Below are 25,247 nucleotides of genomic sequence, written 5' to 3'. Positions count from 1 at the left end.
TCAGGCGCGGAGGCGGTCGGCCAGGCCCGTCGCCCGCGCCACCGGGCGGGCGACGGCCGCGGCCACCGCCTGGGCCGAGCCGACGACCCGGACGCGGCTGCGGGCCCGCGTCAGGGCCGTGTAGAACATCTCCCGCGTCGCCAGCGGGGACGTCTGCGGCGCGGCGAGCACCGTCACCGTCTCGAACTGCGACCCCTGGCTGCGGTGGACGGTCATGGCGTGCACCGGCTCGAACGCCGCCAGCCGCGCCAGCGGCACCCGCAGGGGGCCGGTGCCCCGCCCGATGGCGGCCACCAGGACGCCGTCCTCCTCCAGCACCACGCCCGTGTCCCCGTTGAACACCCCCAGGCCGGCGTCGTTGGCGGTGACGATGACGGGCAGCCCGACGTACCGGCCGTCGCTGCGCGGCACCACCCCCAGCTCCTCCACGGCCCAGCGCTGCGCCAGGTGCGACCAGTGCGAGACCCCGCGGGTGCCGCGCCGGTGCGCGCACAGCAGGCGGTGGGTGTCCAGGGCGGCCAGCGCCGTGTCGGCGTCCCCGGCGCGCGCGGCCTCGACGACCGCGCGGGAGCGTTCCACGACGTCGGCGCGCACGACGTCCAGGACCGGCCCCTCGACGAGCTCGGCGTCGGGGACCTCCAGGAACTCCACGTCCGGGCCCCCGGCGCGCAGCAGGTCCACGACGTCGTCGGCGCGTTCCTCGCGCACGGCCTGGGCCAGGGCGGCGATGCGCCCCCCGGAGGCGAACCGGTGGGTGCGCTGGAGCCGGGAGACGCCGTGCGGGGCGGAGTCGGCGGGGGCGACGAGGTCGGCCAGCACCGCCCCGACCTCCACCGACGCCAGCTGCTGCGGGTCCCCCACCAGGATCAGCCGGGCCCCCGGCCGCAGGGCCGCCAGCAGCCGCGCCATGACCCCCAGCCCCACCATCGAGGCCTCGTCGACGATGACGACGTCGTGCGGGAGCCGGTGCTCGGCGTCGAACCGGGCCCGCACCGACCCCGGCCGGATCCCCAGCAGCCGGTGCAGCGTCGAGGCGCCCGCCCCGGCGAGGAACCCGCGCTCGGCGTCGGTGAAGACGTCGCCGCCGGCCGCCGAGACCACGGCCTCGGTCAGCCGGGCGGCGGCCTTGCCGGTGGGGGCGGCCAGCGCGACGCGCGGGACCCCGCCGGACAGGGCGTGCACCGCGGCCAGCAGCCGCGCGACCGTCGTCGTCTTGCCCGTCCCCGGCCCCCCGGCCAGCACCGACACCCCATGGGTCAGGCACACCGCGGCCGCCGCCCGCTGGTCGTCGGCGGGGTCGCCCGGCCACAGCCGGTCCAGGACGGCGGCGACCGCGACGGGGTCGAAGGCGGCCACCGACCCGCTGCGCTCGCGCAGGTCCCGCGCCACGGCCAGCTCCTGGCGCCAGTACCGGTCCAGCCACAACCCGTCCCCCACCAGGTGCACGGGGGCGGACAGGGCCTCCTCGACCGGGCCGGGACCGTGCTCGACCGTCAGCGGGCTGCGCCGCAGCGCCTCCCGCCACGCCTCCGGCGCGGGCCAGGGCACGGCGACGGCGGTCACCTCCCCGGAGTCGTCGACGTCCTCGGGCACGAGCTGGTCGACCTGGGACAGCCGGAACACCACCGACCCGTGCCGGACCGCGCGCACGGCCAGTGCCACCGCCAGCAGGACCGTCTCGTCCTGCTCCCCCGCCACCGCCCCGAGCCGGCGGGCCACGTGCACGTCGGCGGCGTTCAGCAGGCCGGCGTCGTTGACGACCCGCAGCAGACCCGTCGCGGCGCGGGCCACCGCGGGCGAGCGGTCGACGTCCAGGTCGGTCGGTGCGGTCACGGCAGCCTCCCGGCGAGCAGTTCGGACAGGTCGACGACGAGCCCGGCGGGCGGTCGCCAGGACCACACCCCCGGCGGGACGCCGTCGGGGCCGGGGGCGGCGCCGGGGCCGCACATCCCGCGCAGGAACAGGTACAGCGTGCCGCCCAGGTGCCGGGCCGGGTCGTAGCCGGGCAGGCGCCAGCGCAGGAACCGGTGCAGCGCGACGCAGTACAGCAGCGCCTGCAGCGGGTAGTGGGCCGCCAGGACGGCCTCGTCGAGGGCCTCGCGCCGGTAGTGCCACGCCGTGAGGGTCTCCCCCGGCCCGGCGAGCCGGTTCGTCTTGTAGTCCACGACGAGGAACCGCTCACCGTCGCGCAGGACGGCGTCGATGGAGCCGGTGAGGTACCCGCGCAGCCCCTCGGCCGCCAGCACGGGGTCCTCCAGCGCGTCGGCGTAGCGGTGCACCGGGTCCGTCACCGGCAGGTGGCGGCGCAGCAGCCCCGCGACGGCGCCCAGCGTCGAACCGGCCGCCGGGTCCGCGGGGGCGCCGTCCCCGCCGGCCAGCGGCAGCTCGAAGTCCAGCTCGGCCAGCCGGTCGGCGACGGGGAAGTCCGCCAGCGCCCGGTCCGCGGCCAGCGGCCCGAGCCCGGTGCGCAGCACGGGGTCCAGCGCGGCGGCCAGCGGCTCGGCCAGCTGCGGGGCGAACTGCTCGCGGGCCAGGGCGGCCAGGTGCGCGGGACGGTCCGCGACCGCGGGGTCGAAACCCTCCAGCACGGCGTGCACGAGGGTGCCGAAGCCGGTGCCGGCGGGCAGGCCGGTCAGCGGGGAGACGACCTCGCGCCAGCCCAGCGGGTCGGCGTCGGCGCCGGGCTCGGCCGGATCCAGGTCCGGCTCGTCGGTGGTCACCCCGGCCTCCGGCTCGGACAGCACGGCCGGGCCGGCGCCGTGGGCCTCGTGGACGCCGCGGGTCAGGCCGGAGTACGACGTGCGGCGCCAGCCGGTGTCCACGACGGCCCCGAACCGCGCCACCTCCAGCGCGGTCACCGCGGCGGGCTGCGCCGCGCGGCGGACGACCGGCGCGTCCAGGGGCACGTCCTCGACCACCACGGGCGAGCCCGCGGGGAAGAGGCCGGCGAGCCGGGCCGCGAGCTCGTCGTCGGTGGGCAGCGCGATCCGCTCGGGGATCCGCCGGGGGTCCTCGGCCAGCAGGAGGCGGTGCAGCGCACCGCGCTGCGTGGGTGTGCTGGGCGCCCACCACACCAGGAGCCGGGACACCGCGCGGGTCAGCGCCACGTAGAGCAGCCGCAGGTCCTCGCCGAGGTCCTCGGTGTCGGCGGCCCGGCAGGCCGCGTCGTAGCCGGGCGCCGCGGGCCCCCCGACGTGCAGGGCGCGCGGGCCGTCGGGGGCGTGCGCGACGGGCAGCCGGTCCTGGGACCCGCCGCCGCTGGAGTCCCAGCAGAAGGGCACGCAGACGACCTCGAACTCCAGGCCCTTGCTGGTGTGGACCGTCGCGACCTGCACGGCGGCCCGGTCGGTGTCCAGGCGCCGCGACCGTTCCCGGTCCACGTCGCCGGCGGCGTCCTCGACGCGCCCCCGCAGCCACGACAGCAGGCTGGAGACCCCGCCGCCGGGGTTGCGCGCCGACTCGGCGTGCAGGACCTCGGCGATGTGCCGCAGGTCGGTCAGGCGCCGCTCGCCGCCGTCGACGCCCAGCAGGCGGTGGGCCAGCCGGTGGGTCTCGGCGACGGTGGCGAACACGCCCGAGACGCCGCGCTCGGCCAGGACGGTCCCCCACTCGCGCAGCTGGACCGACAGCTCGTCGGTGGCGCGGTCCCCGGCGGCGTCCAGCTCGGCGGCGGTGCGGCCCACGAAGCTGGACAGCGCCGTGCGCCGCACGCGCGGCGCGCGGTGCGGCTGCTCGACGGCCTCCAGCAGCCACAGCCACTCCCGCGCCGCCGGCGTCGCGAAGACGCTGGGCCCGCGGGACAGGACGCACGGCACGCCGCGGCGGCGCAGCTCCTCCTGCACGGCGACGGCCTGCGCGCCGGTGCGCACGAGCACGGCGACGTCACCGGCGGCCAGGGGCCGCTCGGGGCCGCCGCGGTGGGGCCGCACGGTCAGCCCCTCGGCGAGGACGGCGACGACCTGGGCGGCGGTGTCGCGGGCCACGGCGGCCCGCACGTCGGTGACGGCGGGCACCGCTGTGCGGGCGGTGACGGGCAGGCCGTCGCGGCGCAGCACCCGCAGCCGCACGGGCGCGGGGTCCTGCGCGCCGGCGGCGTCGACGAGGGCGGCCCGCGGGTGGCTGCCCTCGACGGGGTGCACGACGATCTGCGGGTCCCCCAGCGCCGCGCCGCGCAGCAGCGCCGCCGTCCCCGCCAGGACCGCGGGGTCGCTGCGGTGGTTCGTGCCCAGCGTCGCGGTGGTCGTGGCGACGCGCACGGCGTCGAGGTAGGCGTTGACGTCGGCGCCGCGGAAGGCGTAGATCGCCTGCTTGGGGTCGCCGATGAGGACGAGCGGGCGGTGCCCGTGGAAGGCGGTCCGCAGGATCTGCCACTGCACCGCGTCGGTGTCCTGGAACTCGTCGACGAGCACGACGGAGTACCTGCGGCGCAGGCGGCCGCAGGCCGTGGGGCCGGCGACGTCGTCGGCCAGGGCGTCCCGCAGCCGGGTGAGCAGGTCGTCGAAGCCCACGACCCGGCGGGAGCGCTTGCGGGCGGCGACCTCGCGGCGCACGCCCTCGGCGAACCGCACCCGCAGGTCCTCGGGGGTGTCGGGGGCGGTGCCGCGCGGTTCGAGCCGGGCGTCGGGGCGGGCCACGGCCTCGCGGGCGATCCGCAGCGCCACGCCCCGCGGGAACGGCGGCGCGCCCGCGCCGGGCCGCACGGCGAACCGGACGTACAGGTCGTCGCAGACCTCCTCGACGAGGTCGTCGACGTCCTCGACGAGGGTGGCCGTGGGGTCGACGTCGGCGGCCGTCCCCAGGCTGGTCAGGACCTGCTGGCAGAACTCGTGGATGGTCGCGACGGTGGCGGCGTCGAAACCCGCCAGGGCCGCGGTGAGCCGGGCGCGGCGCGGCCCGACGTCGCCGGCGGCGAGGTGGCGCACGACGGGGTCGGGCGAGCCCAGCGCCGCGACGGGGTCGGCGAGGGCGTCGCGGGTGCGCACGAGCCGCTCGCGGACGCGGTCGCGCAGCTCGGCGGTGGCGGCCCGGCCGAAGGTCACGACGAGGAGCTGGTCGACGGTCGCGACGCCCTCGGCGACGTACCGCGCGACGAGGCCCGCGATGGTCCACGTCTTGCCGGTGCCGGCGCTGGCCTCCAGGACGGTGGTGCCCACCGGCAGCGGCCCGGTGACGTCGAAGTCGTGCGCGCTCACCGCTCCTCCAGCCGCTGGGCGCGCAGCAGCGGTTCCCAGAAGCGCCGCACCGCGTCGGGGAAGGTCTGCGGGGCGGTGGCGGGCCAGCCCGGTGGTGGGGACCAGTCCAGGAGCACGTCGACGCCCGCGCCCGCGCCCCAGGCGGTGACGTTCTCCTCGTCGGCGTCCTCCTTGGGGAAGGAGTACCCCGACACCCACGACTGCTCGGCGGCGCGGCGGCAGGCGGGGGCGGGCCGCTGGTTCCAGGCGGCGACGGCGTAGGCCATCGCGGTCTCCACCGGCAGCGGCAGCGGGGCCCGCAGGCCGTGGGCGCGCAGGGCGAGCAGGTCGGTGAGCAGGCCGCGGGCCACGGGGGCGGGCACGGGGCCGAGCTGGAGCAGCGCCACGCTGCCCCGCGACCCGCGCCCGACGACGGCGGTGCGGAACTCGGTGCCGGGGTGCGCGGCGGACAGGGCGAGCAGCTCGACCCACGCCCGCACGGTCTGCTTGGCCTTGACCCGCGAGTAGGTGGTCGTCACGGCGACGTCGCCGGTGGCCAGGCCCCCCGGGCGCACGGGCCGCACGCCGCGCACGTTCCCGGTGAGCCGGACCTGGCCGTGGCCGGGCACGTCGAGGTCGAGCTCGAGGTCGACGCTGCGGGCCGGCGACCCGTCGGCGCCGCGGTCGAACTCGGCGGCGACGGCGGCGATGCGGTCGACGGTGGGCCCGACCTCGCGCAGCACGGCGAGGCCCAGGGGCCCCGGCGGCAGGGTGCCGCGCGCGGTCTCGAGGCGGACGACGTCGGCCGGGCCGGCCCCCCGCAGCCGGGCGCTCAGGGCGCGGTCGCCGACGGCCCAGGTGGCCAGGGCGTCCAGCTCCACCGGCAGGGCGTCGGCGGGTTCCTCCTCGCGCGTGGTGGTGGCGACGTCGAGCCGCTGGCGCAGGAAGCCCCGGGCGGGGTGCTGGAAGAACTGCACGAGCTGGTCGAGGTCGAGGTCGGCCACGGGGGCCGGGGGCAGCCCCGCGGGCAGGAACGGCGGCGGCGCGGCGGGCTCGGCGGCGCCGGTGGCGGCCCCGGCGAAGGCGCTGCGGTCGTAGCTGAACGCCCCGGCGCGGCCCAGCGCCCCGGGGGTGAAGTTGCGCGGGTCGGTGGGCTGCAGCGGGTGCCGCACCTCGATGCGGGCCCGCACCCCCGGGTGCGCGGCCTCCAGGCTGTCCAGCAGCTCCCCGACCGGCACGGCCGGGGGCAGCTCGGCGCCCGTGCGGACGTCGCGGCCGGAGTAGGTGACGACGAGGGCGTCGCGCGCGCACTCGACGGCGTCGAGCAGCACCTGCCGGTCCTCGCTGCGCGGGTCCCGGTCGCCCAGGTGCGGGTCGCGGGAGAGCACGTCGTCGGCGTCGGGGTTGGTGACCCGCGGGAACGCGCCGTCGTCCATGCCCAGCAGGCACACCACGCGGTGCGGGACCGAGCGCATGGGCGTCAGGGTGCTCACCGTCAGCGCGCCGGTGCGGAAGCTGGCCCGCTGGGGACGGCCGGCGAACCGCTCGGACACCAGGGCGGCGACGTCGGCGAGGCCGACGGCGGCCGTGCCCGCGCGGGCGGCGTCGGTGGCGACGTCACCCAGCTCGCGGCGCAGCTGGGTGACCTGCCAGGCGGTGTCGGGGGTGACGTCGGCGAGGTCGAGCACGCCCTCCAGCAGCGCCTCGCACCACGCCGAGACGCTGCGCCGCCCGGACAGGCGGGTCACGGCCGCCTCCAGCCGGTCCAGGAGCTCGGCGAAGCGGCCGGCGAGGTCGACGCGGGAGGACTCCACGTCGGCCAGCGGCACGACCTCGGCGCCCGGGGGGCCCACGAGGTCCTCGGCGTGCCCGCCGCCGACGGCGACGCCGACGAGCAGCCGGTCGAGCCCGGCCCGCCAGGAGCCCTGGCCGACGGCCCCCAGCGCCCAGGTGCGGCGGTGCTCGGCGGACAGGCCCCAGTGCACCCCGGCGTCGACGGTCCACTCGCGGAGCTGCTCGAGGTCCTCGTCGGTGAGGGCGAAGCGCTGCCGGACGGCGGCGGCCCCGGCCAGGTCGAGGACCTCGGTGGCGGTCAGCCGGCTCCGGGCCAGGTCCAGCAGCCGGGCCGCGAGCCCGAGCAGCGGGTTCGTCTGGAGCGCGGAGCGGTCGGCGACGGAGACGCGCAGCGTCCCGCCGGGGTGGGAGTCGGTGGAGAAGACGGCCTGGACGAGCGGGGCGAACGCCTCGACGTCGGGGCACACCACGAGGACGTCGCGCGGCTGCAGGCTCGGGTCGTCGTCCAGCAGGCCCAGGACGACCTCGCGCAGCACCTCGACCTGCCGGGCGCGGCCGTGGCAGGCGTGCACCTGCACGGAGGTGTCCCCCGGGTCCGGCGCCGGGGCGGGGACCTCGTCGTCGGCCAGGGCCCGCTGGAGCCGGCCCAGGAGGGTCGGCGGCGGTTCCGGCGCGGGGTGGGCGACGTCGACGAACCCGGGGGCGGCCTGCAGCAGACGGGCCTGCAGCTCGCGCACGTCGCGCGACAGCGACAGCAGCAGCGGGTGCCGCACGACCTCCTGGGCGGCGCGCTCGTGGTCGGCCCGGCGCGGGCCGGCGGGCGGCGCGGTCCGCGACCACAGCGCGGGGCTGGGGTGCTGGAGGAAGAGGTGGACCTCGCGGTGCGCGGCGAGCGCAGCCAGCACCCGCAGCCGGGCCTGCGCCAGGCGCGTGACGGCGAAGACCGTCAGCCGCGACCCCACGCCCGTCAGGGAGGGGTCGGCGCGCAGGGCCGCGCAGACGTCGTCGAGCAGCTCGGCGGGGGCGGGCAGGCCGACGTGGTCGCGGACGGCGCGGAACACCTCCGGCTGCCAGCGCAGGTCCTCGGGGACGTCGGAACCGCCCGCGGCCCACGCGGTCAGCAGGTCGGGGCGGGCGGCGCCGTAGCGGGTGAACAGGTGCGCGAGGCGGGAGGCGGCGGCCGTGCGCCGCACCCGGGGGACGTCCTCGCCCGCCGGGGTGCGCAGGTGGTGGCGCAGGACGGCGAACTCCGGTCGTCGGTCCGGGTCGGCGCCGTCGGCGGGGGCGATGGCCTCCAGGACCTCCAGCACGTCCCAGGTCAGGGCGTCGGGCGCCCACCGCTGCACGGCCGCGGCGGCCTGCGGGCGGGTGCGTCCCAGGACGTCGGTCACGACGGTGTCCAGCAGCTGGGCCGGGGAGGGGAACTCGACGCGGGCGCAGACGCCGTCGTCCCCGCCGGGCCCGGCGCCGAGGTGGTGGGACAGGCGCTGGGCGATCCAGCGCTCGGTGCCGCGCGCGCCCACCGCCAGGACGTCGGGGGTGAACGGGTCGGCGCCGCGGGCGGGTTCGCCCAGGACCCCGGCCAGGCCGTCGACGAGGGCCGCGGCGGAGGCGGAGCGGTGGACGTGGAGCACGGGGACTGTCTACCCGACCGCGCCGACACGCCCGCGGCCGTGGTCTGCTGGCCCGGTGTCCGCTGGCCCGGTGCTGCTGTCGCTGCTCGACCGCTCGCGCACCCGCAGCGGGCAGTCGGACGCCGAGGCCCTGCGGGCCACCGTGCGCCGCGCCGCCCGGGCCGAGGAGCTGGGGTTCCACCGGTTCTGGGTCGCCGAGCACCACGGGGTGCCGGGGGCGGTGGGGTCGGCGCCGACGGTGACGACGGCGGCCGTGGCGGCCGCGACGTCGCGGGTCCGCGTCGGCACGGCCGGGGTGATGCTGCCCAACCACACGCCGTTCGTGGTGGCCGAGCAGGTCGCGACGCTGGCCGCGCTGCACCCGGGCCGCCTCGACGTGGGGGTCGGCCGGTCGCTGGGGTTCACGGCCCCGGTGCGCGCGGTCCTGGGCGCGACGAGCGCGGCCGGTTTCGAGGACCGGCTCGCCGAGCTGCTGGACCAGCTGCACGGCCGGGGCGCGGTGACCGTCCGGCCGCAGGTGCCCGCGCCGCCGGTGTGGCTGCTGGCCACGGGCGAGGGGCTGGTGACGGCGGAGCGCTTCGGGCTGCCGGTCGTCGTGGGCGGCCCGCTGCTGCGCGACCCGGGGCCGCTGCGGCGCTACCGGGAGCGGACGCCGCGCGCGCACGTCGCGCTGGCCCTGGACGTGCTGGTCGCCGACGACCGGGACGCGGCCCGCCGTGAGCTGCTGCCGCAGGCGGTGGCCCTGGCCCGGGCCCGCAGCCGCGGGGTCTTCGGCCCGCTGCCGACGCCCGCCGAGGCCGCCGCGGCCGTCCTCACCGACCGCGAGCGCGCCGACGTCGACCGCGCGCTGGCCGCGACGGTGCACGGCGACGAGGCGACGGTCACCGCCCGCCTCACCGACCTGGTGCGGCGCACGGGGGCGGCGGAGCTGCTGGTGAGCGCCACCCCGTACGCCGAGGAGGTCGAGGCCGGCAACGACGCCCGGGTGGCGCGGCTGGTGGCCGGGCTCAGAACTGGCGGCTGAGCGAGCGGCGCCGGACCCGGCGCTCGATGCGGTCGAACTCCCGGCGCAGCGGGGTGGAGCAGAACTCCCCCAGCGTGACGCCGGCCGCCAGGGCCAGCGCGGTGCCGGAGGCGGTGACGAGCTGGGCCAGCCCCGCCGAGGTGCCGCCGCCGACGATGGAGAAGATCGCCCGGTAGATCGCCAGGCCCGGCAGCAGCGGGACGATGCCGCAGACGGAGACGACCAGGCCCGGCACGCCCCAGCGCCAGGCGGTGCCCTCGGCGAGGAAGCCGACGAGCAGGGCCGCGACGCCCGCGGCGGCCACGGGCCCCATGCCCACGAGCACGCACAGCGCCGACGTGAGCGTGGCGGTGGCCCCGGCGAGCGCCGCGAGGAGCACGGCGCGCCCGTCGGCGTACCCGTAGACGGCCCAGGTGAAGGCGGCGACGGCCCCGGCGAGGACCTGCACGACCAGGGGGTAGGGCTGGCCCGCGGAGAAGCTGAGGCTCAGGGTGATGCCTGCGCGCTGGCCCAGGTCCAGGACCCCGGCGATGCCCAGGACGAGGCCGGTGGTCAGCAGGACGGTCTCGAAAGCGCGGGCCCCGGCGGTGACGTAGAAGCCGGAGATCGCGTCCTCGGCGGAGCCCACGAGGGACAGGCCGGCGAGCAGGACGACGATGCCGGAGCCGACGACGAGGGAGGGCGGCAGGTCCCCCACCCAGGCGGGCAGGTGCGGCTGGGCCAGCAGCAGGGCCAGCGCGAAGCCGGTGGCCAGGCCCGCGCCGGCGACCTGCTGGAAGAAGGCGGGCAGGCCCCGGCGGTTCAGGGCGCTCAGCAGGAGCTGCAGCGCGCACGTCACGACCGCCGCGGCGACCGCGACGGCCCACGTCCCGCCGAGGGTGACGGCGACGGAGGCCGCCAGCCCCACCGAGCCGCCGGCGGCGATCCACGGGCGGTAGGGGCGGCGCCGGGACAGCAGGCGCCGCAGGCGGGCGTCGACCTCGGCCGGGCCCAGGCCGTCGGCGGCGGCGTGGGCCAGGTCGTACAGCGCCGACAGCCGCGAGTAGTCGCTGGCGCGCACCTTGACGACGCGCACGGCCGTCAGGGGCTCGCCGTCGGCGCCGGTGGTGTAGACGATGACGGCGGTGTAGTTGATGTCGATCTGGGTGCCCGTCAGGCCCGCCCCGGCCGCGGCCCGCAGGGTCAGGGCGGTGACGTCGGAGGCCGAGGCGCCCGCGGACAGCAGCGCCTCGGCCATCCGGGCCATGGCGTCCAGGGCCTCCAGGACCGCCGCCCGCGCCAGGGCCGCCTCGACGGGCGGCTCGGTGGCGGGGGCGTCGCCGGCGATGACCTCCGCGAGCCGGAGACGCCAGCGACCGGTACCTCGGAGCGCGAACACGCCCCGGAAGCTACCCGACGGGTGCCGGTCAGCAGCTCAGGGCGAGCCCGCGCAGGACGTCGTCGCCGACGAGGCCGCAGCCGACCTGCGCGGTGCCGAGGTCCACGACGGTCCAGGTGCCGCCGGTCAGGCGCAGGACGGCGGTGGCCGGGTCGAGCGCGGCGGGGTCGGTGGGGGCCAGGTCGGCCGCGGCCCACTCGCCCGCGGCGCGCACGCCGGTCACGGCGTAGGCCGAGGCGGGCACCCCGGCCGTGGCGGGGCTGGTCGTCACGGCCCGCGCGACGTCCTGCGCGAGGACCTGCTGAGGGGCCTGCTGGGGGGCCGGGTCCGCGCTCGCGGTGGAGGCGGACAGGGCCAGGGCGAGGGCGGGAGCGGCCACGGCCGTGAGGGTGAGCGTGGTGCGGCGGTGCATGTCGGTCCGACCTCCATCTCGTGCGGGTGCGTCAGGAGGTGGACGCGCCGGCGGCCCGGGCGGTTGCGCCCGGTTCGCGCGGGTCTTGCGGGGACCGCGTTCAGCCGGGGTCGACGACCCGGTCGGCGCGGTGGGCGGCGGCGGCGACGACGGCGGCGTTGGCCTCGTCGCTGCCGAGCGCCCAGGCCCGGGCCGCGGCGGGGTCCTTGCCGTACGCCTCGTGCCGGGCGACGAGCCGCTCGCGCCGCACGTCCTCGGCGGGCCGCAGGTACCAGGTCTCGTCGAGGAGCCCCTCCAGCGCGGCCCAGGGGCCCTCGCGCAGGAGGAGGTAGTTGCCCTCGGTGATGACCAGGGGCACCTCGCGGGGGACGGGCAGGGCCGAGCCGACGGGTTCCTCGAGGTCGCGGCGGAACTCGGGGGCGTGGACGACGTCCTCCTCCCCCGAGCGCAGCCGCCGCAGCAGCGCGACGTAGCCGCCGACGTCGAAGGTGTCCGGGGCGCCCTTGCGCTCGCGCCGACCCAGGGCGCCCAGGACGACGTCGGCGTAGTGGAAGCCGTCCAGGGGGACGACGACGGCGAGCTGCGGGCCGAGGTCGGCGGCCAGCCGCGCCGCGAGCGTCGACTTGCCCGCCCCGGGCGCCCCGACGAGCCCGAGGACGCGCCGGGGGCCGGAGGCGAGCGCGCGGGCGCGCTCCAGCAGCTCGGGGTAGGCCATCAGAAGACCGGGCCCGGTTCGACGGGGGCGGGTTCGGCGGCGGGGCCCGCCCCGGCGACCTCGGCCTGCTCGGGGCCGAGGACGGCGCCGGTCCAGCGCACGCAGGTCCACCCCTCCCCGGGTCCGCCCTGGAGCTCGACGACGCCGGTGTTCTCCAGGCCGGTGGCGATGACGAACGCGGCCGTCAGGTTCCGGGCGCGCACCCCGGACCAGGTGCGGATCGCCGCGCCGTGGCTGACCAGGGCCAGGGTGTCGACGCCGGCGGCGCGGGCTGCGGCGAGGGCGTCGGCGACGGCGGCGTCGTAGCGGGCGAAGAAGGCGTGGCCGTCCTCGGCGCCGGGTTCGGCGACGGTCAGGTCCCCGTGCAGCCAGGCGGCCACGACCTCCAGGTAGCGCCGGACGGACTCCTCGTCCCCGCGCATCTCCAGGTCCCCGGCCTCGATCTCGCGCAGCCCGTCGGCGACGGCGACGTCGAGGCCGAGGTGGGCGGCCAGCGGCGCGGCGGTCTGCTGGGTGCGCACCAGCGTCGAGGCGGTGACCGCGCCGATGCCGCGCTCCCCCAGCGCGCCCACGAGGGCGCCGGCCTGCTCGCGGCCCAGGGGGCTCAGGTCGGCGCCGGGGACGGCGGTGTCGAGGAGGTGGTCGACGTTGGACTGCGTCTGGCCGTGGCGGACGAGGAAGAGGCGCACGGACGCCACCCAACCAGGCCGCGGGCGCCCCCTCCACCCGGCCCCGCGCGGTGCGGCGCCGTTCAGGCGGCGCTGAGCTCGGCGCGGTGCGCGGCGGCGAACTCGGCGACGGTCACGGCCGGGCGGCCCAGCAGGTCGGGGACGTCGCTGCTGCACAGCCGCCCGTCGTCCTGGCCGCGGCGCACCACGTCCACGAACTGGTGGACGAGGCCCTTCGCCTGCCACGCCGGGGTCCCGCTGAGGCGCAGGACGCCGTAGAAGGCGGGCGCGGGCACGTGGACGTAGCGCACGCGGCGCCCGAGCACCGTCGTGAGGACGCCGGCGACCTCCGGGTAGGACAGCGGGCGGTCGCCGGTGAGCCGGTAGGTCCGGCCGTCCTCGCCGGTCCCGCCCTGCACGGCGGGGTCGGTGAGGACGCGGGCGCCGACGGCGGCGACGTCGGCCACGTCGATCCACGCGGTCGCGCCGTGCCCGCTGGTCTGGGGCAGCCAGCCGCGGCGGATCGCCGACGCCTCCACGAGCAGGTTCTTGGTGAAGGCGCCCGGCAGCAGGCGCGTCCACGCCAGGCCGCTGCGCCGCAGGTGCTCGTCGGCCAGGGCGTGGTCGCGCGCCCAGGGGATGGCCGAGCGGGGGTTGGCGTCGGAGGCGGAGACCTTCACGACGTGACGGACCCCGGCGGCGACGGCGGCGTCGACCGCGTCGCGGTTCTGGCGGAACTGCTCCAGCCCCGGTGGGGTGTTGAGGAACACCTGGTCGCACCCGCGCATCGCCTCCCGCAGGCTGGCGCCGTCCTCGAAGCTGCCCAGGACGGCCTCGACGCCGCGGTCGGTGAAGGCGCGGACCTGGTCGGGGCGGCGGCACAGCACCCGGAAGGGGGTGCCGCGGGTGGTGAGCTCGGTGACGAGGTGGGTGCCGACGTCGCCGGTGGCTCCGGTGACCAGCACCCGCGAGGGGGTGGTGGGTTCGGGACGGGTGGGTGCGGGCACGGCGACCTCCCTGAGTAGCAGGAACCTGTTGGTGAGAGACTGCCCGCTCCCCCAGGAGGTGGCAACCCGACCGTGGACCTGACCGACGCCGACATCGACGCCCTCGTGACGTGGTCGCTCATCCGCGCCGCGCACCGCGCCGAGCGGGAGCTCACGGCGCTGTTCGCCGCCCACGGGCTGTCCCCCGTGCAGTTCGGGGTGCTGTCTCACCTGGCCACCGGCACCGAGTTCACCCAGGCCCAGCTGGCCCGGGCCGTGCTGGTGCGCCCGCAGTCGATCAGCGGGGTCCTGGACGGCATGGTGGCGCGCGGGCTGGTCACCCGGGACGCCGAGCGGTCCAAGGGCCGGCGCAACCCGCTGGCCCTGACCGCCGCGGGCCGCGACCTGCTCGCCGCGGTGTGGCCGGCGGTGCGCGAGGCCAACCGGCCCGAGCGGCTCGGCATGAGCGCGGCCGAGGTGAGCGCCCTGAACGACGTCCTGCTCAGGATGGTCGACGGCGAGCGCTGAGCGTCGCGGGGTCGCGGGTTCGGATCGTTGTGACAACGCTGCCGATGATCGGCAGCGCTGTCACAACGATCCGAACCCCTCCGCGCGACCGGGGACCCGGGTCAGGACACCGGGCCGGGCTCAGAGGACGACGTCGAGCCGTCCCTGCTGGGCGCCGTTGAGCATGGTCATGATCCGCAGCTGCACCTCGACGGGCACCGGCTCCTTGGCCGTGAAGGTCATCCGGCCGATCATGCGGCGCAGGTCCTCGGCGGTCAGGTCGCGCTGGCCGGAGACCATGCCGGCGGCGCGCTCGCGGTTGATCTCGCGCGCCAGGGAGGCCACGGGGGCGGCGCTGACGTCGACGGAGCCGTCCTCGCCGGTGCCGTAGAGGTGGCCGAGCAGGTCGCGGTCGGCCCGGGTCAGTTCGTCCAGCGGGTCCTCGTCGACCCAGTCGGGGGTGATCTCCCGGACGGGGGTGATCGACTCGCTGCCGCTGAGGCCGTCGACGCGGGAGGTCGTGCGCACCGCGGGGGCCGAGGTCACCGTTCCGAGTCGCATCGTCATCTCCTGCTCTTGCCTTGAGGATAGTTGCCCAGAGTGTTCTCTGTGTGACTCCCAGTGTTAGGCAGGCTCGTCCATGATCTGAGCTGAAGTCACCCGGACGGCGTAACGACCGTCCGGGTGACCGACGTCTGACTGGTGGAGCTGCAGGTCAGAGGGGGTCCAGCACGAAGACCGGGATCTCGCGGTCGGTCTTGGTCTGGTAGTCGGCGTAGTCCGGGTAGGCCGCCACGGCCCGCTCCCACCACGCCGCCTTCTCCTCACCCGTCACCTCGCGGGCGGTGTAGTCCTTCTTCTGCGGCCCGTCCTGCAGCTCCACGTGCGGGTGGGCCTTGAGGTTGTAGTACCAGACGGGGTTCTTCGGGGACCCGCCCATGGAGGCGACGGCCGCGTAGGACCCGTCGTGCTCGACGCGCATGAGCGCCTGCTTGCGCAGCTTCCCCGACTTCGCCCCCTTGGTCGTCAGGACGACGACGGGCATCCCGCGCAGCGTGGTGCCCTCCGTCCCGCCCGACGACTCGTACTGCTCCACCTGCTCGCGGACCCACGCCTCGGGGCTGGGCTCGTACTCTCCGGTCAACGGCATGGCCCGACGCTAACGTGCCCCGCGATCTTCCAGCGCGCGGGTGATCCCGAGCTGCTCGACGGCCGCCTCGAACACCGCCGCCAGGTCCAGGGAGAACCGCGGCGTGACCAGCGGGCTGCTCGTCCGGCCCGCCGCCAGGCACTCGTGGACGTGCTCGAGCATGAACCGGTGCCCGTGCGCCACGGCGTGGTCGTGCACCCGGACGTGCTCGGTGCCGTCGGGGCCCTGCGCGTGGACGGTGAAGCCCGGCGCCGCCGGCAGCGGGGAGGCCACCTCCACCCAGCCCTCGCCGGCCTCGATCCACGCCCGCGACGGCGTCCGGGCGACCATCGTCGTCGACAGCGCCGCCACCTGGCCGCCGGGCCAGTCCAGGGCCAGCCCCACCTGCCGGTCGACGCCGGAGTCGGCCAGCGACCCCGTGGCCCGCACCGTGCGCGGGGTCCCGAACAGCGTCAGGGCCAGCCCCACCGGGTAGGGGCCCAGGTCGAACAGGGAGCCCCCGCCGATCGCGGGGTCGTGGAAGCGCGCCAGGGACGGCGGCGCCGGGAAGCCGAAGTCGGCGTGCAGCCCGTGCGGCTGCCCCACGTCGCCGCGGTCGAGCAGCTCCAGCAGCGCCAGCGTCCCGGGCAGGAACCGCGTCCAGTACGCCTCCATGCAGAAGACCGAGCGCTGCGCCGCCGTCTCCAGCAGGTCCCGGGTCGCGGCCAGGCTCACCGTCATCGGCTTCTCGACCAGGACCGCCTTGCCGGCCAGCAGCGCGGCCTTCGCCGGGGCGTGGTGCTGCGGGTGCGTCGTCGCGACGTAGACCGCGTCCACCGCGGGGTCGGCCAGCATCGCGCCGACGTCGCCGTAGGGGTGCACGCCCGGACCGTGGTCGGCGGCGAAGCGGGCGGCGCGCTCGGCCTGGCGGGAGGCGACCGCGACCAGCCTCCCGCCCGGGACGAGCTCCAGGGCCTGCGCGACGGTCGCCGCGATGCCCCCCGTGCCGACGAAACCCCACCCGACGCTCACGTCCGCCTCCTCGTGTCAGAGCACCTCAGCCTTGCGCGGCAGCGACTGCGACGCACCGGGACGGCTCACCGTGACCGCGGCGACCCGCGCGGCCCACTGCGCGGCCTCCACCAGCCCCAGGCCGTCGAGCAGCCCGTCGGCGAGCGCCGCGACGAAGCTGTCCCCCGCGGCGGTCGCGTCGACGAGCTGGGCGGGGACGGCCCCGACCTCGGCGTGCCCGCCGGGGGTCACCACCAGCGACCCCCGCTCGCCGCGCGTGACGATCGTCGTGCCGTTCGGGCGGACGGCGCGGGCCTGGGCGACCAGCCCCTCCACGTCCGCGGCGACGTCCCCGCCGGCCAGGACGGCCAGCTCACCGGCGTTGGGGACCAGCAGGTCCGCCCGCGTCAGCAGCTCCGGCGGCAGCGGCCGCGCCGGGGCGGGGTTGAGCACGAGCAGGCCCGTGCACAGCCGGGCGGCGGCGAGCAGCGCCTCGTCCGGGACCTCGCACTGCAGCAGCACCACGCGCGCGGAGCTGACGGCCGCCGCGGCGTCCTGCACGCGCGCGCCGTCGACCCGGTCGTTGGCGCCGGGGCTGATGACGATGGTCGACTCCCCGCGGTGGACGAGCACGACGGCCACGCCCGTGGGGGTGTCCAGGGCGCTGACGTGCTCGACGTCGACGCCCTCCTCGGCCAGGCGCCGGCGCAGCCCCCGCCCCTCGTCGTCGTCGCCGACGGCCCCGACCATGGTGACGCTGCGGCCCAGGCGGGCGGCGGCCACGGCCTGGTTGGCGCCCTTGCCGCCCAGGCCCCGCTCGGCGTCGGAGCCGCGGACGGTCTGCCCGGCCGGCGGCAGGTCCTCGAGGCGGATGGCCAGGTCGGCGTTGACGCTGCCGACGACCGTCACGTCGTGGGTCTTCTCGGCCTGCGGGCGGCCGTGGCTGTCGTGGGTGAGGCTCACGCCGCACCCCCCTGCTCCGGGACGTCCCCGCGCCCGGGCAGCACCCAGATGGCCGCCACGGCCGGGTCCCCGAGGTCGACCTCGCGCCCCGCGCCCAGCCGCACCACGGTGGTCCCGGCGAACTCCCTGCGCTGCAGCACCTCCAGTCGCAGGTCCAGGCCGATGCCGAGCTCGGCGAAGTACCGCAGCACGTCGGGGTCGGCGTCGGAGATGCGGGCCACGACCCCCACTCCGCCCTCGGGCACGTCGGACAGGTTGTGGGCGCCGGGCTGGGGGACGGTGCCGTCGGCGCGCGGGATGGGGTCCCCGTGGGGGTCGCGCTCGGGGTGCCCGAGCCGGGCGTCGAGGCGGTCGAGCATCCGGTCGGACACGACGTGCTCGAGGACCTCGGCCTCCTCGTGGACCTCGTCCCAGGAGTACCCGAGGTCGGCGACGAGGAAGGTCTCCAGGAGGCGGTGGCGGCGCACGACGGCCAGCGCGCGGGACCGTCCCTCGTCGGTCAGCTCCACGCCGCCGTAGCGCTCGTGGCGCAGCAGCCCGGCGTCGGTGAGCTTGCGGACGGCCTCGGAGGCGGTCGAGGCCGAGACCCCCATGCTCTGCGCGAGCATCGAGAGGGTGATCTTGGCGTCGGACCACTCGCCGGCGGCGTAGACGGTCTTCAGGCAGTCCTCCGCGGCCGGGGTGACCCCGGCCGTCGTCGAGGAGGGCGTCGAGGTGCGGGGCACGGCGCCCAGCTTGCCACCCCCATCCCGCACTCCCACTTTTCGGAGCACCGAAACCGTGGTTACAGTGGTCCGACCGGGACGATCCGGCCCGACGAAGGGGGTTCGCCGTGCACACCACCGGACGCCGCGCCTGGCTGGACGCGGCCGACCTGCTGCTGAGCCTGGCCCTGCTCGTCGTGGCCGTCGGCAGCGCCGTGGAGTCCCGCTGGGGGCAGAGCGCGCTCGCGGTCGTCCTGGCGCTGGCCTGGGCCGGGGCCGTCGCGTGGCGCCACCGCCGGGCCGTGCGCGCCGCGGCGAGCGCCCCGGCCCCCGCCACCACGGGCTGAGCCCTCCCGCCCCGACCCGCGCGCCGGTGCCAGGATCGGCCCCGTGCCGACCCCTGGAACGCCCACCGACCCCACCACCGAGCCGACCGGGCTGACCGCCCTGTCCGCCGCGTGGCGGCGCACCCGCCCCCCGCGCACCCTGCTGCACCTGGACTCCGCGGCGGCCGGCCGCAGCAGCTGGGCCGTGCTGGACGCCGTCGGCGCGCACCTGCGGCGCGAGGCCGAGCGCGGCGGGTACGTGGCGGCGCTGGAGGCCTCCCCCGTCCTCGACACCGCCCGCGCCACCGTGCGGACCCTGCTGGGCTGGGCCCCCGACGAGGGCGTCGTCGCCTTCGTGCACAGCGCCGAGGACGCGCTGCGGCAGGTCCTGCTGCGCTGGCCCGGGGACCTGCCGGTCACCGTCGCGCACCCGCGCGGGGAGTACGGCCCGAACCTGGCGGTGCTGGCCCAGCTGGGCGTCGGCACGAGCGTCGTGGACACCCCGCACCGGTGGGACCCCGAGGCGTTCACGGCCTCCTTCGCCCGGCAGCGGCCGGACCTGGTGCACCTGACCTGGGTCGGCTCGCACCGCGGCACCGTCCAGCCCCTCGCCGACGTCGTGACGGCTTGCCGCGCAGCGGGTCTGCCCGTCGTCGTCGACGCCGCGCAGGCCTTCGGGCACGTGGGCACCACGGGGGCCGCCGCGGCCGACGTCGTCTACGGCACGTCCCGCAAGTGGCTGGCCGGGCCGCGCGGCGTCGGGTTCGTCGCCGTCCGCGGGGACCTGGCGGACCGGACCGGCCCGCTGGAGCAGACCGAGGCGAACGTCGCCGGCCGGCTGGGGTTCGCCGCGGCCCTGACCCAGCACGTCGAGCTCGGCCCCACGGCCGTCCACGCCGGCCTGGCGCAGGTCGGGACGGCCACCCGCCACCGGCTGGCCGCCGCCCTGGAGGGGACGTGGGAGGTCGTGGAGGACCTCGACGAACCCAGCGCGACCGTCACGCTGCGCCCGCTGCGCCCCGTGGACGTCGCGGCGCTGCGGGCAGCGCTCATCGCCGACGACGGCGTCGTCACGACCCACCTGGGCCCCGAGCGCGCCCCCCTGGAGATGGACGGGCCCGCGCTGCGCGTCAGCGGCCACCTCGACACCACCGCCGAGGACGTCGACGCCATGGCCGCGGCCCTGCTGCGCCGCTCCTGACGCGCGGACGGCGGCGCTCGCTGCCACAGTTGACGCAGGACGATCAACCAGGAGAACTCACGGGAGGTTCGACGTGAAGGGCAAGGCCATCTTCCTCATCGCGGGTGCCGCGGGCTACGTGCTCGGCGCGCGGGCGGGCCGGGAACGGTACGACCAGATCTCCTCGGCGGTCGGCAGGCTGTGGGGCAACCCCAAGGTGCAGCAGCGCGTCGTCGACCTCGAGGACCGCGCCGGGGACCTCGCCAAGCAGGCCGGCTCGGTCGCCCAGGAGAAGGTCGGCGCCGCGGCCGGTTCGGTCGCGGGCACCGTCAAGAGCAAGCTGGGCGGCGACCAGTCGCCGGGCGACCAGCCGCTGGGCGACCAGCACCACACCCGCATGCCCACGGACTGACGTCCCGGGTGCGGACCGGCGACGTGGCACCGACGCTGGGGGCATGAGCTCCCCGACCGTCGGTGACCACGTCGTCTCGCGTCTGGGCCGCTGGGGCGCCCGGCGCTTCTACGGGTACCCCGGCGACGGCATCGGCGGTGTCATCTCCGCCGTCGGCCGGGCCGTGGAGGCCGGGGACGCCGAGTTCGTCCAGGTGCGGCACGAGGAGACGGCGGGTTTCGCCGCCACCGCCGACGTGAAGTTCGGCGGCTCACCGCTGGGGGTCGTCGCGGTGACCTCCGGCCCCGGGGCCGTGCACGTCCTCAACGGCCTCTACGATGCCAAGCTGGACCACGTCCCGGTGGTCGCGCTGCTGGGGCAGACCGCGACGAACGCGCTGGGCACCGGTTACTACCAGGAGCTCGACCTCGTCCGGCTGTACGGCGACGTGGCCGGGGAGTTCGTCTTCCAGGTGACCTCCCCCTCGCAGGTGCAGCACGCCGTGGACCGCGCCGCGCGGATCGCCCGGGAACGGCGCACCGTCACCGCGATCGTGCTGCCCAGCGACGTGCAGGACGCCGACGCGGTCCCCGAGGTCCCCGACGGCCACGGCTTCACCCACACCTCCGCCGTCCCGGGGTCGCTGCCGGGCACCCCGCGCCAGGAGGCCCTGGAGCAGGCCGCCGAGGTCCTGCGCTCGGGCCGCAAGGTCGCGATCCTCGCCGGGGCCGGCGCCCTGGGCGCCACCGCGGAGCTGACGGCCGTCGCCGACGCCCTCGGCGCCGGGGTCGCCAAGGCGCTGCTGGGCAAGGCCGTCCTGGACGACCGGGTCGAGTGGGTCACCGGGGCCATCGGCCTGCTGGGCACCCGGCCCAGCTACGACCTCATGCGGCAGTGCGACACGCTGCTCCTGGTCGGCACGACCATGCCGTACACCGAGTACTACCCCGCCCCCGGCCAGGCCCGGGCCGTGCAGATCGACGTCGACGGCACCCGGTGCGGGTTGCGCTACCCCACCGAGGTGAACCTCGTCGGGGACGCGGGGCTCACCCTGGCGGCCCTGCTGCCGCTGCTCGCCGGCGCCGACCCCGACCCGTCGTGGCGCGCCGACATCGCGCGCTGGAACACGGCGTGGGAGGAGTGGAGCGCCGAGCGGGCCCGCGCGGAGGCGGAGCCGCTGAACCCCGAGCTCGTGGTGCGGGGGCTGTCGGCGCGCCTGGAGGACGACCACCAGATCGCCGTCGACTGCGGCACCGCCACGAGCTGGTTCGCCCGCGACCTGGACCTGCGCCCGACCATGACGGCGTCGCTGTCCGGCACGCTGCTGTCGATGGGCGGCGGCCTGCCGTACGCGCTCGCGGCCAAGGAGGCCCACCCCGACCGGCCGGTCCTGGCGCTGCTGGGGGACGGGGCCATGCAGATGAACGGCCTGTCCGAGCTGGTGACGGTCGCCCAGCGGTGGCGGACGTGGGCGGACCCCCGGTTCGTCGTCCTCGTCCTGAACAACCGCCAGCTCTCCTTCGTGGCGTGGGAGGCGCGGGCCATGCAGGCGGAGGTGCCGTTCGGCCCGGCCATGGACGTGCCCGACGTGCCGTACGCCGGGTGGGCCGGGCTGCTGGGGCTGGCGGGCCGCCGCGTGGAGGGCCCGGAGGACCTCGACGAGGTCCTCACCGAGGCGATGGCGGCGACCCGCCCCTTCGTCCTCGACGCGGTCGTCGACCCCGACGTGCCGATGATCCCGCCGCACGTCAGCCTCGACCAGGTCGTCTCGACGGTGAAGTCGCAGCTCAAGGGCGACCCGGCGGCGCGGGGCATCGTCGTGGAGGGGGTGCGCGAGACCGTGGGCGCCGCCGCCCGGGCCGTGCGGCGGCACGTCCGGGACCGCTGAGACCGGCACCGGTGGGACGCACCGCCGGCACCCTGGCCGACGCGGTCGCCGACCACCCCGGGTCCGCGGGACAGGACCGGCGTGGTCGGCCGCTCCCCCACGACGGGTACGGGGTGTCCTCCCCGCAGGACGCCCGCGGGACGGTCCTGCCCGACCTGGACGTGCGCGGGGCGATGACCTGCGGCAGCGTGCTCCCGGTCCCCTACGGGGTCTCCCGGCTCGTGCCGGACCTCTCGGCGGCGCTGGCCTGACCCTCCTGGCGGGCCCGCACCGCCAGCCGCCGCGCCCGGCGGGGCAGGACGTACCAGCACACGAGGATCAGCGCCGCGACCGCGCCGCCGGCCGTCCAGCCGGCGGTGCGCCCGCCGACCACGTCGATCACGAGCAGCACGCCGCCGGAGACGGTGAGCCCGACGGTCACGAGCCCCGCCTTGGCGAACGCCGACCCCGCCGCCACCAGCCGGGCCTTGGACCGCTGCTGGAACAACGCCCGGTGGTACCCCACGGGCGCGACGAACAGCACGACGGCGGTCACCGCCAGGAGCAGGACCGCGACGTAGACCCGCACCTGGTACCGGTCGAGCTGCTCGAAGCGGGACTGGAACGGCAGGGTCAGCAGGAAACCCGTGAGCAGCTGGACGCCCGTCTGCACGACCCGCAGTTCCTGCAGCAGCTCGGCCCAGTTCCGGTCCAGCCGCTCGGTCGGCGTCTCGTTCCGCAGCGCCCGGTAGGGGCCCTCGGGGTCCTCCACGCCGCTCGCGCCGCTCACGCCGCACCCGCGACGGTGACCAGCTTCTCGACGGTGCGCAGGTTCCGCGTCGTGACGACCGGTTTCCAGCGCGCCGCGGACGACAGCTTCGCGAAGGGCGTGTCCGTGCTGGAACCCCTGGGGCAGCCCCAGTACACGACGTCGCCGCTCAGTTCGACCTGCTCGACGTCGTTCGGCACGTGCCGGCCGAACAGCTTGGCCAGCCGGTCGGGGTCGGAGGCGAACACCACGTACGGGTGCCGGACCTCGTCCTCGCGCGCGAAGGGGTAGGCCGCGGCGACCTCGGCGAGCCGCTGCGGGGTCAGCACCACGACCCGCGCGTCGTAGCCGAAACCCTCCCGCAGCGCCTGCTCCACCCGGGCCCGCACGTCCTCGGCGCCGACGCCGTCCTCGGCCTCGAACGTCACGTTCCCGCTGGCCAGCACCGACCGGACACCGGTGAACCCCGCCTGCTGCAGGCAGGCCGACAACGGGGCCGCCTTGACCGTCACCCCGTTGACGTTCACCCCGCGCAGCAGGACGACCCACCTCACGGGACCGCCCGCAGGTGCACCGTGCCGTCGACGTCCACGGTCAGGCCGGGGTTGTGCGCGATCTCCCAGCGCACTCCCGCGGGGTCGCGCACGTAGGAGTGGTACCCGCCGAACGCCGCGCGCTGCGGGGGTTTCAGGACGTCGGCGCCCGCGGCCCGCGCCCGGGCGGTCACCGCGTCGACCTCCGCCTCGCTGTCGACGACCTGCGCCAGGGTGAAACCCTGCCCCGGCACGACCGACCCCGGCTCCTGCCCCAGGTCGGCGGCGAGCGCGTCGGCGCTCCACAGGGCCACGGTCAGCCCGTGGTTCAGCTGCAGGAAGACGATCTCGCCGGGCAGGTCGAACACCGGTCGCAGCCCCAGGCCGTCGAGGTAGAACCGCCGCGCCACGTCGACGTCGGGGACGGCGAGGGTGAGGACGTCCAGCCGGTTCACGCACCCACTCTGGCGGCTCGCTCCAGCTCCAGCAACCGCCCCTTGGCCGCGGCTCCCCCGGCGTACTCGCCGGGGCTGCCGTCGCTGCGCACGACCCGGTGGCAGGGCACGACGAGCGGCAGCGGGTTGCGCGCGCACGCCGTCCCCACGGCCCGCACCGCCCGCGGGCTGCCCGCCCCACCGGCGACGCCCGCGTAGCTGAGGGTCGTGCCGAAGGGGATGCCCCCGAGCACGTCCAGCACCCGGCGCCGGAACCCCGAGGCCAGCGTCAGGTCCAGGGGCACGTCGAAACCGGTCCGCCGGCCCGCGAAGTACTCCTCCAGCTGGCGGGCCAGCGCGTCCAGGCGGGCCGGTGCCCGCAGGACCCGGGGGCTGACCCGCCGGGCCAGCTCGTCCAGGGCCGCGTCGTGCCCCTGGCGCTCGAAGGCGACGCGCACCACCCCGGCCCCGGTGGCCGCCAGCAGCAGCGACCCGACCGGGGAGTCGAGGGTCCGGTAGGCGACGTCGAGCACCCCCTGGGCCGCGGCGCGCAGCACCAGCCGGTGGTGCAGGTCCTCGACCTCGACCTCCAGGCCGGTCCCGTCCAGGGCCACGACGTCCAGGGCTACGACGTCCACGGTGCTCCTCGCGGTGCTCCTCGCAGGGCCGGTCACGATGCCTCCTCCCAGGTGCGCCGCAGGGTGGCGATGCCGTCGGCGGCGGCGCGCCGGGCGGCAGCGGGGGTGCCCCCGACGAGGGCGGCGACCTCGTCGTAGGGCAGGCCGGCGACGTGGTGGTAGGCCACGCACCGCCGTTGCTTGGGGGGCAGGGCCGCGACCGCGGCCCACACGTCCGCGCGCCCGTCGCCGGGGTGCTCCCCCGACGAGGGCGGCTCGGGCGGGTCGGCCACCGGCACCGCGCGCCGGGCCTGGGCCCGCAGGACGTCGACGGCCTTGCGGTGGGCGATGGTCACCAGCCAGGCGCGCACGTCGCTGTCCGGCCGCAGCCGGGGGTAGGCGACGAGCGCGGCCAGGAAGGTCTCCGACCAGGCGTCCTGCGCGGCGTCGGCCCCCACCAGGGCGCGGCAGACCCGCAGCACGACCGCGCCGTGCTGGTCCACGACCCGCTCGAAGGGTTCCACCGGTGCTCTCACACCCTGCCAACGCCCGGGACGGCCCGGGTGTGAGGTCGCCCGCCGGGAGGACCTGGACAGCGTGGCACGCGGAGGGGAAGGCTCGGGCCATGGCTGAGCAGACCGGCGTCCGGTTCACCACCGTCGCCCTGGACACCCCCGACCCCCGCGGCCTCGCCGCCTTCTACGCGGCCCTGCTGGGCTGGCGGGTCGACGAGGACACCTCCGGCGACGAGTGGGTGAACGTGCGCGGGGACGTCCCCGGGCTGCACCTGGCCTTCCAGCTCGCCCCCGACCACGTCCCGCCCACGTGGCCGGCCGGGGACGTGCCGCAGCAGGTGCACCTCGACTTCCACGTCGCCGACTGGGACAGCACGCAGCCGCGGGTGCTCGAGCTCGGTGGCCGGCTCGTGCAGGACGAGGCGGAGCACCCGTCGTGGCGCGTGTACGCCGACCCGGCCGGGCACCTGTTCTGCCTGTGCCTGGACTCGGCCTGACCCCGCCCCGGCACCGGCCCCG

At 77.3% G+C, this 25,247-nt stretch carries 26 protein-coding genes; 8 read left to right on the top strand and 18 right to left on the bottom strand.

What is annotated here, in order from left to right:
• The 3 genes from recD to recC are packed head-to-tail and all read right to left on the bottom strand — an operon-like array spanning nt 1 to nt 8,599.
• A complete protein-coding gene (gene recD, locus BJ968_RS17005; RefSeq protein WP_218885129.1) occupies nt 1–1,833 on the bottom strand; it encodes an exodeoxyribonuclease V subunit alpha in 1,833 nt (610 codons plus the stop codon).
• Nucleotides 1,830–5,192: a UvrD-helicase domain-containing protein gene (locus BJ968_RS17000; protein WP_343078083.1), complete on the bottom strand. Its 3,363-nt coding sequence runs from the start codon at nt 5,190–5,192 to the stop codon at nt 1,830–1,832. The genes recD and BJ968_RS17000 overlap by 4 nt, the downstream gene beginning before the upstream one ends.
• Nucleotides 5,189–8,599, bottom strand: a complete 3,411-nt coding sequence (gene recC / locus BJ968_RS16995) for an exodeoxyribonuclease V subunit gamma (RefSeq protein WP_179753839.1) — start codon at nt 8,597–8,599, stop codon at nt 5,189–5,191. The genes BJ968_RS17000 and recC overlap by 4 nt, the downstream gene beginning before the upstream one ends.
• 55 nt (nt 8,600–8,654) lie before the next feature.
• On the opposite strand from recC, the gene BJ968_RS16990 reads away from it, so the two are divergent.
• Nucleotides 8,655–9,623 (top strand): MsnO8 family LLM class oxidoreductase, encoded by a 969-nt coding sequence (locus tag BJ968_RS16990; RefSeq protein WP_343078082.1) that lies wholly within the window; start codon nt 8,655–8,657, stop codon nt 9,621–9,623.
• Here the strand turns inward: BJ968_RS16990 and BJ968_RS16985 are convergent.
• From BJ968_RS16985 to BJ968_RS16965, 5 genes are all read right to left on the bottom strand, one after another.
• The gene (locus BJ968_RS16985) at nt 9,607–11,001 is read right to left on the bottom strand and encodes a threonine/serine exporter family protein (protein WP_179753837.1); all 1,395 of its coding nucleotides are present in this window, start codon (nt 10,999–11,001) and stop codon (nt 9,607–9,609) included. The two genes, BJ968_RS16990 and BJ968_RS16985, sit on opposite strands and share 17 nt — an antisense overlap.
• Nucleotides 11,002–11,029: 28 nt before the next feature.
• Entirely contained in the window at nt 11,030–11,413 is a 384-nt protein-coding gene (locus tag BJ968_RS16980; RefSeq protein ID WP_179753835.1) for a hypothetical protein, read from the bottom strand.
• Between the two features lie 100 nt (nt 11,414–11,513).
• Complete coding sequence (locus tag BJ968_RS16975) at nt 11,514–12,128, bottom strand: nucleoside/nucleotide kinase family protein (protein ID WP_179753833.1); 615 nt, start codon at nt 12,126–12,128, stop codon at nt 11,514–11,516.
• Nucleotides 12,128–12,817: a histidine phosphatase family protein gene (locus BJ968_RS16970; RefSeq protein WP_179753831.1), complete on the bottom strand. Its 690-nt coding sequence runs from the start codon at nt 12,815–12,817 to the stop codon at nt 12,128–12,130. Before BJ968_RS16970 ends, BJ968_RS16975 begins: the two co-directional genes overlap by 1 nt.
• 62 nt (nt 12,818–12,879) lie before the next feature.
• Nucleotides 12,880–13,803 carry an NAD(P)H-binding protein gene (locus BJ968_RS16965; protein WP_179753829.1) on the bottom strand — a complete coding sequence of 308 codons (924 nt, stop codon included), beginning with the start codon at nt 13,801–13,803 and terminating at the stop codon, nt 12,880–12,882.
• Nucleotides 13,804–13,875: 72 nt separating this feature from the next.
• Here BJ968_RS16965 and BJ968_RS16960 point away from each other — a divergent pair, with 72 nt between their 5' ends.
• Complete coding sequence (locus BJ968_RS16960) at nt 13,876–14,310, top strand: MarR family transcriptional regulator (RefSeq protein ID WP_179753827.1); 435 nt, start codon at nt 13,876–13,878, stop codon at nt 14,308–14,310.
• A 120-nt stretch (nt 14,311–14,430) separates the two neighbouring features.
• Here BJ968_RS16960 and BJ968_RS16955 read toward each other — a convergent pair whose 3' ends face one another.
• The 5 genes from BJ968_RS16955 to BJ968_RS16935 all read right to left on the bottom strand — a co-directional run bounded on the left by BJ968_RS16955 (nt 14,431) and on the right by BJ968_RS16935 (nt 18,117).
• On the bottom strand, nt 14,431–14,850 hold the full coding sequence (locus BJ968_RS16955) for a hypothetical protein (RefSeq protein ID WP_179753825.1): 420 nt from the start codon (nt 14,848–14,850) through the stop codon (nt 14,431–14,433).
• Nucleotides 14,851–15,004: 154 nt separating this feature from the next.
• A complete protein-coding gene (locus BJ968_RS16950) occupies nt 15,005–15,439 on the bottom strand; it encodes a nitroreductase family deazaflavin-dependent oxidoreductase (protein ID WP_179753823.1) in 435 nt (144 codons plus the stop codon).
• A 9-nt stretch (nt 15,440–15,448) separates the two neighbouring features.
• Nucleotides 15,449–16,450, bottom strand: coding sequence for a Gfo/Idh/MocA family oxidoreductase (locus tag BJ968_RS16945; RefSeq protein ID WP_179753821.1), 1,002 nt, complete (start codon nt 16,448–16,450; stop codon nt 15,449–15,451).
• 15 nt (nt 16,451–16,465) lie between these two features.
• The gene (locus tag BJ968_RS16940; protein WP_218885128.1) at nt 16,466–17,392 is read right to left on the bottom strand and encodes a PfkB family carbohydrate kinase; all 927 of its coding nucleotides are present in this window, start codon (nt 17,390–17,392) and stop codon (nt 16,466–16,468) included.
• Entirely contained in the window at nt 17,389–18,117 is a 729-nt protein-coding gene (locus tag BJ968_RS16935; protein ID WP_179753820.1) for an iron dependent repressor, metal binding and dimerization domain protein, read from the bottom strand. The genes BJ968_RS16940 and BJ968_RS16935 overlap by 4 nt, the downstream gene beginning before the upstream one ends.
• 107 nt (nt 18,118–18,224) lie before the next feature.
• On the opposite strand from BJ968_RS16935, the gene BJ968_RS16930 reads away from it, so the two are divergent.
• The 5 genes from BJ968_RS16930 (at nt 18,225) to BJ968_RS16910 (ending at nt 22,132) form a co-directional block, all read left to right on the top strand.
• Nucleotides 18,225–18,443 carry a hypothetical protein gene (locus BJ968_RS16930; protein ID WP_179753818.1) on the top strand — a complete coding sequence of 73 codons (219 nt, stop codon included), beginning with the start codon at nt 18,225–18,227 and terminating at the stop codon, nt 18,441–18,443.
• Nucleotides 18,444–18,486: 43 nt separating this feature from the next.
• Nucleotides 18,487–19,623, top strand: coding sequence for an aminotransferase class V-fold PLP-dependent enzyme (locus BJ968_RS16925; protein WP_218885127.1), 1,137 nt, complete (start codon nt 18,487–18,489; stop codon nt 19,621–19,623).
• A 73-nt stretch (nt 19,624–19,696) separates the two neighbouring features.
• Nucleotides 19,697–20,014 (top strand): YtxH domain-containing protein, encoded by a 318-nt coding sequence (locus BJ968_RS16920; RefSeq protein ID WP_179753816.1) that lies wholly within the window; start codon nt 19,697–19,699, stop codon nt 20,012–20,014.
• Nucleotides 20,015–20,057: 43 nt separating this feature from the next.
• Nucleotides 20,058–21,881, top strand: a complete 1,824-nt coding sequence (locus BJ968_RS16915; RefSeq protein WP_179753814.1) for a thiamine pyrophosphate-requiring protein — start codon at nt 20,058–20,060, stop codon at nt 21,879–21,881.
• 11 nt (nt 21,882–21,892) lie between these two features.
• Nucleotides 21,893–22,132, top strand: a complete 240-nt coding sequence (locus tag BJ968_RS16910; protein WP_179753812.1) for a hypothetical protein — start codon at nt 21,893–21,895, stop codon at nt 22,130–22,132.
• Here BJ968_RS16910 and BJ968_RS16905 read toward each other — a convergent pair.
• Genes BJ968_RS16905 through BJ968_RS16885 form a run of 5 tightly spaced genes read right to left on the bottom strand, consistent with a single transcriptional unit; the run spans nt 22,084 to nt 24,737 of the window.
• Nucleotides 22,084–22,650, bottom strand: a complete 567-nt coding sequence (locus tag BJ968_RS16905) for a DUF6328 family protein (RefSeq protein ID WP_343078081.1) — start codon at nt 22,648–22,650, stop codon at nt 22,084–22,086. The two genes, BJ968_RS16910 and BJ968_RS16905, sit on opposite strands and share 49 nt — an antisense overlap.
• Complete coding sequence (locus tag BJ968_RS16900) at nt 22,647–23,183, bottom strand: DUF1697 domain-containing protein (RefSeq protein WP_179753810.1); 537 nt, start codon at nt 23,181–23,183, stop codon at nt 22,647–22,649. The genes BJ968_RS16905 and BJ968_RS16900 overlap by 4 nt, the downstream gene beginning before the upstream one ends.
• Nucleotides 23,180–23,617, bottom strand: coding sequence for a VOC family protein (locus BJ968_RS16895; protein ID WP_218885126.1), 438 nt, complete (start codon nt 23,615–23,617; stop codon nt 23,180–23,182). The genes BJ968_RS16900 and BJ968_RS16895 overlap by 4 nt, the downstream gene beginning before the upstream one ends.
• Nucleotides 23,614–24,219 carry a methylated-DNA--[protein]-cysteine S-methyltransferase gene (locus BJ968_RS16890; protein WP_179756877.1) on the bottom strand — a complete coding sequence of 202 codons (606 nt, stop codon included), beginning with the start codon at nt 24,217–24,219 and terminating at the stop codon, nt 23,614–23,616. The genes BJ968_RS16895 and BJ968_RS16890 overlap by 4 nt, the downstream gene beginning before the upstream one ends.
• Nucleotides 24,220–24,266: 47 nt before the next feature.
• Nucleotides 24,267–24,737, bottom strand: coding sequence for a sigma-70 family RNA polymerase sigma factor (locus tag BJ968_RS16885; protein ID WP_179753808.1), 471 nt, complete (start codon nt 24,735–24,737; stop codon nt 24,267–24,269).
• 101 nt (nt 24,738–24,838) lie between these two features.
• On the opposite strand from BJ968_RS16885, the gene BJ968_RS16880 reads away from it, so the two are divergent.
• Nucleotides 24,839–25,225, top strand: a complete 387-nt coding sequence (locus tag BJ968_RS16880; protein WP_179753806.1) for a VOC family protein — start codon at nt 24,839–24,841, stop codon at nt 25,223–25,225.
• The last annotated feature ends 22 nt before the right edge of the window (nt 25,226–25,247 follow it).

This window comes from Kineococcus aurantiacus (genome assembly GCF_013409345.1).
Taxonomy (GTDB): Bacteria; Actinomycetota; Actinomycetes; order Actinomycetales; family Kineococcaceae; genus Kineococcus; species Kineococcus aurantiacus.
Note: the sequence above shows the minus strand (reverse complement) of the source record. Positions and strands in the feature narration are given on the sequence as shown.

Excerpts from the sequence above, each read along its gene's own strand:
- BJ968_RS16975 (WP_179753833.1), bottom strand. The coding sequence starts at position 12,128 with ATGGCCTACCCCGAGCTGCTGGAGCGCGCCCGCGCGCTCGCCTCCGGC.
- BJ968_RS16980 (WP_179753835.1), bottom strand. The coding sequence starts at position 11,413 with ATGCACCGCCGCACCACGCTCACCCTCACGGCCGTGGCCGCTCCCGCC.
- BJ968_RS16950 (WP_179753823.1), bottom strand. The coding sequence starts at position 15,439 with ATGCCGTTGACCGGAGAGTACGAGCCCAGCCCCGAGGCGTGGGTCCGC.
- BJ968_RS16880 (WP_179753806.1), top strand. The coding sequence starts at position 24,839 with ATGGCTGAGCAGACCGGCGTCCGGTTCACCACCGTCGCCCTGGACACC.
- BJ968_RS16915 (WP_179753814.1), top strand. The coding sequence starts at position 20,058 with ATGAGCTCCCCGACCGTCGGTGACCACGTCGTCTCGCGTCTGGGCCGC.
- BJ968_RS16955 (WP_179753825.1), bottom strand. The coding sequence starts at position 14,850 with ATGCGACTCGGAACGGTGACCTCGGCCCCCGCGGTGCGCACGACCTCC.